The following is a 6,113-nucleotide window of genomic DNA, read 5'->3' on the forward strand; positions in this document are numbered from 1 at the left end:
GGAATCAACAAGGCAAGCTCATGGCAAAGACAGTCATCACCTACGGCACCTTCGATATGTTCCATATCGGACACCTCAATCTGCTCAAGCGGTTGAGTGAGATGGGTGACCAAGTCATCGTGGCGGTTTCCACCGATGAATTCAATGAAGGCAAGGGCAAGAAAACACTGATCCCCTATGAGCAAAGAGCTGCCATCGTCGAATCGGTCAAGTACGTCGATAAAGTCATCCCGGAGGAAACCTGGGAGCAGAAGCTCACCGATGTCAAGAAGTATAATATCGACATCTTCGCCATCGGCAAGGACTGGGAAGGCAAGTTCGACTTTCTCAAAGACCTGTGTGAAGTCGTGTATCTGGAAAGAACCAGCAACATTTCCACGACTGAACTCAAGAGATCCCTCACTCGCTTTTTGTCCATCCCCCATAAGGACCTGATGAAGGCCTTTGAAGCCCTGGAAATGCTGCGTCGCGATCTGGAGTGACCCGTGGTCGAGCCAGCCGCCCTCGCCAAACATGCCAAGACCCTGGGATATCTGCCCAGGGCCTGGATCACCCTGCAGCGTTGGCTGTCGGTATCTCCCGGTTATCTGGAACGACTCCTGCTCCAGGGACAGCATGCAACGCTGCAGAACCTTTGTCAGGAAGTGTTGAGGCATGACAAGGGCCGCGCTCCCAGTCTGAGTGGCAGACAGGCCCTCCATTACTGGGCAAAAAGCCATTACTACCTGGGGGAATGGGAGAAAGCAGAAGAGTTGCTGGACCGCCTCCTGTTTGCCGCACCCTGGCATGCGGATACCCGCTACCTGGCTGCCGACAACGCCCGCCTGGCCGGCCGGATGGGTACCGCCTGGCAGCATCTGATCGACTTGTCCACCCGCAGCCGACGCCTCAAGACCTGGCTCTACATGGCCGAGCTTGTCAACTCAACGGATGACTGGCATCGCATGCGCGCCCATTATGATCACGCCATCCGACAAAGGGCCATTCGGTCCTGCCATCCCTGCCTGGATGAGCATGTGGCCAAGGGTGCCCAGCGTGGGGGAGACTACACCACCGCCAAGGCATACTGGCGGCAGATCCTGGCCTGTACGCGATCCGGTTCCGGCCGGTTAAAGCCGATATACCACTCACGGCGCCACCGGTTTTCCGTGGCCCTGGCCGGACAGGCGCTGGAAGACATTCAGTCGGTGCTTGCAAAGGCGGACATTCCCATGTTCCTGATCAGCGGCACCTTGCTGGGTTGCATGCGTGAGGGCAATTTCATCGGGCATGACCACGACATCGACATCGGCGTCTGGGACGATGTGCCGCTCGATCGGCTCATCACTGCCATCACGCGGGCAGGGCGATTCCATATCCTGCCCCGGCGCCATTCCGGTTGCCTGAGAATCAAGCATCTTACGGGTATCGCCATCGATTTGTTCATTCACTACCGTGAGTCAGAGAGTGTCTGGCATGGAGGTGTCAAGGTCAGGTGGCACAATACCCCCTTTACCTTGAGGGATCAGACCTTCCTGGGCCGGCGCTATTGGATTCCAGCGGACCATGAGACTTACCTGACGGAAAACTACGGCCAGTGGCGTCGGCCCCAGCGCGGTTTCGACTCGACCCTGGACACCCCCAACGCGGAAATCCTGTGCGAACAGGAACTGGCACTGCATGCCTACCAGAAATACCACAGGGCACTGATCGGACGGTGCCCGGCAGACATTGAGCGCTATGGTAAGCTGCTGGCATCGCTCAGAGAGCCACTTTCCTAATTCCCTCAGGCAGCACAGGCAAGGATCAGCATGCCGTTTCCCCAACTGGTGACGGAATCCCCCGTTTACCGAAAGATCAAGAAACTCCTCGTTACACCACGCCAGTTCATTATGGATGCGCGACTCAAGCGGCATCCCTCCCTGCAACTGGACCGTCAACGATTACGGCAGGCAAGCGACGCCTGGCAGCAGGGGGATACCGGCCTGGCCCGTTCCGTGCTGGAGGCATTGCCGGACGACTGGCCCCAAAAGTGGCTCCATCTGGCCCAGATGGACCTGTTCCAGCAGGATACCCGTCATGGCGAGTATGACGCCTTTCGGGTGTTGCAACAGCTCAAGCCTTCACAGCCGGAATTCCAGGCGGCCTTCTATTTGCATCAGGAAGCCCTGCGCAAACAGGGGCGGTTTGACGAGGCGCTGAGCCTGCTTCAGCCATTGCCGTTCAGGGACCAAAGCGCCCGGTTTTACCGTGCGTTGCGGCTGGCCTGCCTGGGCATGGGCCGGCGGGCGCCCTTTGAGCGGGCACTGCTACCTATCACCGCCGCCGACAAGGACTGGCTACGCGCCCACAACCATTACCTGCTGCTGCTACGTGACCTGGGAGAACGAGACCGCGCCCTGGCCGAGGCCGACCACCTCATGGGGCAGGTCCTGCAATCCCCCCCCGGCAAGGCCCGGCCCGCTCCGGTTCGCAGCCCGGACAAGACGGCACACTGGCAAGCCCGTGCCGCCCTGGCCCTGGCTCAGCTCAAGGAAGATCTGGGAAAGCAGGGCATCGACTTCTTTCTGGTGAGTGGCACCTTACTGGGCTGTGTGCGCGAAGGCGGCATCCTGGGCCATGATTCCGACATCGATGTGGGGGTCATGCCTGACATCAGCATGCAGGCACTGCAGGCCGCCGTAGCCGCGTCGCCCCGGTTCAAGCCGCAAGAAACCCGCAGTGACAATACCCTTTACCTGATTCACCCCAATGGCGTGAAAATCGATGTGTTCCGTCATTATGAAGAGGATGGTCGGCTCTACCATGGCGGCATCAAGTGCCGCTGGTGGAATACCCCATTCACTCTGGTTACACGGACATTTCTGGGAGAGGAATATCTGATTCCCAATGACGCCGATACCTACCTGACGGAAAATTACGGGGACTGGCGAACGCCCGTGACAGCATTTGAAACTTTTCTGGATACACCGAATCTGGAAGTGACCGAGCCTGCTGGGATGGCGCTTTATCATGCTGCTCAGTGCATGGCGGCCCATCGTAGTGGACAAATGGAGCGGTCCGGTCGTCACCGGCAAATCTTTACAAGACTAAAAAATCAGATTACCAGCAAGGATAACCCATCATGATGAAGCCGAATCTGGCTCGGCAACTCAGCCAGCCCCTGTTGAAATTCATCAGCAAAAATCCACCCGCCTATACCGAAGGGCTTGCCCCGTATCGTGATAAAGACTGGCAGACGGCCAAGGATTGCTTTGAGCAGGCTATACTGCAGCGCCCGGATCATGCCCCTAGTCATTTCAAGTTGGGAATGTGTTTCTATAAGTTAAATGATTATGATCATGCGCGCGCGTGCATGAAAAAAGCAATGAAATTGGATCCATCCAGATCTGAATGGATGAAACAAATTGAGTTGGTTGAGAAACGTATTGGAACTGCTGAAAATACAAAAAATAAAAAAATAATTAATAAAAAAGACGGAAAAAGTAAGGATGAATTGATCAAGCTTATGCAGCTATTTTTATTGCATGGAAGCTATGATCAATTTGATCGCCTATCGCATGACTGGAATAACATGGCTGGCGGAAAAGGGACTGCAATAGCCAGGCAAGTTAAATTGCTCAAGGCTGAAGCAGCTTTGATGTCAGGTGAAACCTTGGAGGAAGCATTGCTTGATATCAGGGATTCGTATTCCGACTATATCTATTACCAAGCGATTCATCATTCCATGACCGGTGATCCGGGAAAGGCCATGGAATTGCTTCGTGCTCAACTCCTGGATAGTCCTCAAAAGCCTGAATACCATTATGCATTGATTGAGGCCGCTGCTTTGGCCGGTGAAATCGACATTGCCTTTGACATGGGGGGAAAGGGATTGACTACCTCTCGCCGTGCCAGGACATGGTCCTACCTTTCTGCAATAGTCGATTCGCCAAGCACCCTTCATCGATATTTGAACATGCTTGAGCAATGGTGTGAAAAATCCCCGGATTCCCGCCATCACCGTGATATTGCCTGGGCAACGGCTCGCGCCTGTCTCCAAGGTGGCGCTGGTTTGTTGGCGCGCAAAGTCATGCATGACAGCATTCTTTATCATGAGAGACGTAAAGGCGGTCCGGCCTCAGTGCGCCCTGTTACTGTGGTTTATAGCCAGGATGAACATCTACCACTATGGCTGAACGGATTTGCTGATTTGCCTTACGAAAGCACAATCAAGACTGGGCATCGCGCTGTCAGAGCCATGATTGAGGTAAACCAGTTTTTCTCGGAATCCGGTCTCAAGGTTTTTTTGATTCAGGATACATTAATATGGAGCATGCATGGATTTAGTGCTGAAAAAGCACCTCAGGCAATCACCTTGGGAGTTTGGGGCAATGACCCTGTGCTGGAAGAGATTCAGGCAAAAATAAATTCGGATCCACGTGTCCAGTTGATACCTCAATCCTCTGCAGAAGGACTGATTGCCTGTCGTCACCGCAGTGGCATACCCGTTCGCTTGTTCGTTCACACCTTGGCTTCCGAGGCTGTGACCCACCAATATGCCGGTGCGCAATGGACCAATAGGTCATTTGAAGTCATTGCACAGCAATGGAATCAAGAAATCGTTTACGTTCCTTCCGATCCTCAAGCATATTTGCGTGACTTCCATGGCGATGGAGACATTCGACAGGGGTTTGATTGGGTAATGCAGTCGCGCAATGCTCAGGTCATTAATGAAGACCAACTGGTCTGTTATGCCTATGAGAAATTACTCACCGCGAAAATATTCGGCGATGTAGACCTGGAAGGTGCGGCCATGAGAACCCTGCTGGACCTGGGGGAACATCAGGCAGAGTACCAGCAAGTCCTTACCGGGCGTTTTGTGATTCCAGACCTGGAAAGGATTCGCAGGGATGCACCCAAAGTCGTGCTGTATGTCAGCGGCCTGGAAAAAGTGGGCTATCAAGCGAATATGTGGATTCCTGTGCTGGAACGGCTCAGTGTCAAATCGGCCATCGTGATTCGGGAAAAGCATATTGCTGAAGAACTGATACCAACAGTATTGCCGATTTATTTCATGCGTACCATGCGGGACGTGGAGAATCTGGAACAAGCCAACGTCAGGACGATCTTGTATCCTGCCAATACGCAGAAAAATATTCATACTCTGCGTTTTTACCGGATGAATCATTATTTCATCAATCATGGTGAAAGTGACAAGGTGGTCAATCAAAGCAAGTTCCTGATGGCCTACGATAAATTACTGGTTGGCGGCGAGATGGCCGAACGTCGTTTGAAGGACGCTAATCTTCCATTGCGAGAAGGGCAGGTGGTGCATGTGGGTCGTCCACAGGCGGAACTCATGCTTGAAAAATTGGATCAGCCAACGAAAAAATTAAAACTCTGCTGTATGCTCCAACCTGGGAAGGGTTTGTTGAGGAAGCCAATTACTCATCCGTGAATGCCTTTGGGCTGCAAGTGCTCAGAAAGTTATCGGAGCAATCAAGTATTCGTATACTTTTTAAGCCTCATCCCTATACCGGTTACAACAAGCAGGGAGACTGTGGTGCCTATCTTGAAAAAATGATTGCCCTATGTCGAGAAGACAATCCGCTTGAATATATTGATCCAAATGAAAGTATTCATCCCTACATGAATCAGTCGGATGCGATGATTACCGATATATCCAGTGTGCTGAATGAATACTTGTACACGCTAAAGCCAATATTCCTGATGAATGCCAAAGGCTTGTCTCCGGAAGAATTGATTAGCCAGTTTCCATCCACCCAAGCTGCCTACGTCCTGGGAACTGAGTGTGATATTTTAAAACACATTGATTCGGTGGAGCTTGACGATACAGGATTTAGGGAGCGGGAAAGAATAGGTCAGCTATGCTTTGGAAGTTTTTCAGAGGGTGCTTTGCGAAGGTTCCTTGATGTTGTGGAAGATAGTGTGCGCTGATTTATAGAATTGCGTTTTGATGAACTGAAATTTCCTACTTTAACTATTTCAGTGTATTCTGTTACGCTTTCTCCTGTATGGGTTTATTTCAGCAAGATTTTTAATTTTATTAAGGAGTGTCAATGGCCATCAGAAGCGACCCACCAGCGGTCAATAAAATTGACCCACCCGTGATCGTCAGCTGAGCGTTTTCT

General features: G+C 52.3%; 5 protein-coding genes. All 5 read left to right on the top strand.

Features of this window, described 5'->3' with window-relative positions:
• Positions 1-20 precede the first annotated feature (20 nt).
• The 5 genes from tagD to ECTPHS_RS14270 are packed head-to-tail and all read left to right on the top strand — an operon-like array spanning position 21 to position 5,919.
• Entirely contained in the window at positions 21-482 is a 462-nt protein-coding gene (gene tagD, locus ECTPHS_RS10005) for a glycerol-3-phosphate cytidylyltransferase (protein ID WP_008932623.1), read from the top strand.
• A 3-nt stretch (positions 483-485) separates the two neighbouring features.
• A complete protein-coding gene (locus ECTPHS_RS10010) occupies positions 486-1,760 on the top strand; it encodes a LicD family protein (protein ID WP_008932624.1) in 1,275 nt (424 codons plus the stop codon).
• A gap of 30 nt (positions 1,761-1,790) precedes the next feature.
• Positions 1,791-3,107 carry a LicD family protein gene (locus ECTPHS_RS14045; protein ID WP_008932625.1) on the top strand — a complete coding sequence of 439 codons (1,317 nt, stop codon included), beginning with the start codon at positions 1,791-1,793 and terminating at the stop codon, positions 3,105-3,107.
• A complete protein-coding gene (locus tag ECTPHS_RS14265) occupies positions 3,104-5,419 on the top strand; it encodes a tetratricopeptide repeat protein (RefSeq protein ID WP_083838828.1) in 2,316 nt (771 codons plus the stop codon). The genes ECTPHS_RS14045 and ECTPHS_RS14265 overlap by 4 nt, the downstream gene beginning before the upstream one ends.
• Positions 5,365-5,919, top strand: coding sequence for a CDP-glycerol glycerophosphotransferase family protein (locus ECTPHS_RS14270; protein WP_246828353.1), 555 nt, complete (start codon positions 5,365-5,367; stop codon positions 5,917-5,919). Before ECTPHS_RS14265 ends, ECTPHS_RS14270 begins: the two co-directional genes overlap by 55 nt.
• Positions 5,920-6,113 lie beyond the last annotated feature (194 nt).

It is taken from the genome of Ectothiorhodospira sp. PHS-1, assembly GCF_000225005.1.
Lineage (GTDB): Bacteria > Pseudomonadota > Gammaproteobacteria > Ectothiorhodospirales > Ectothiorhodospiraceae > Ectothiorhodospira.

Excerpts from the sequence above, each read along its gene's own strand:
- tagD (WP_008932623.1), top strand. The coding sequence starts at position 21 with ATGGCAAAGACAGTCATCACCTACGGCACCTTCGATATGTTCCATATC.
- ECTPHS_RS14045 (WP_008932625.1), top strand. The coding sequence starts at position 1,791 with ATGCCGTTTCCCCAACTGGTGACGGAATCCCCCGTTTACCGAAAGATC.
- ECTPHS_RS14265 (WP_083838828.1), top strand. The coding sequence starts at position 3,104 with ATGATGAAGCCGAATCTGGCTCGGCAACTCAGCCAGCCCCTGTTGAAA.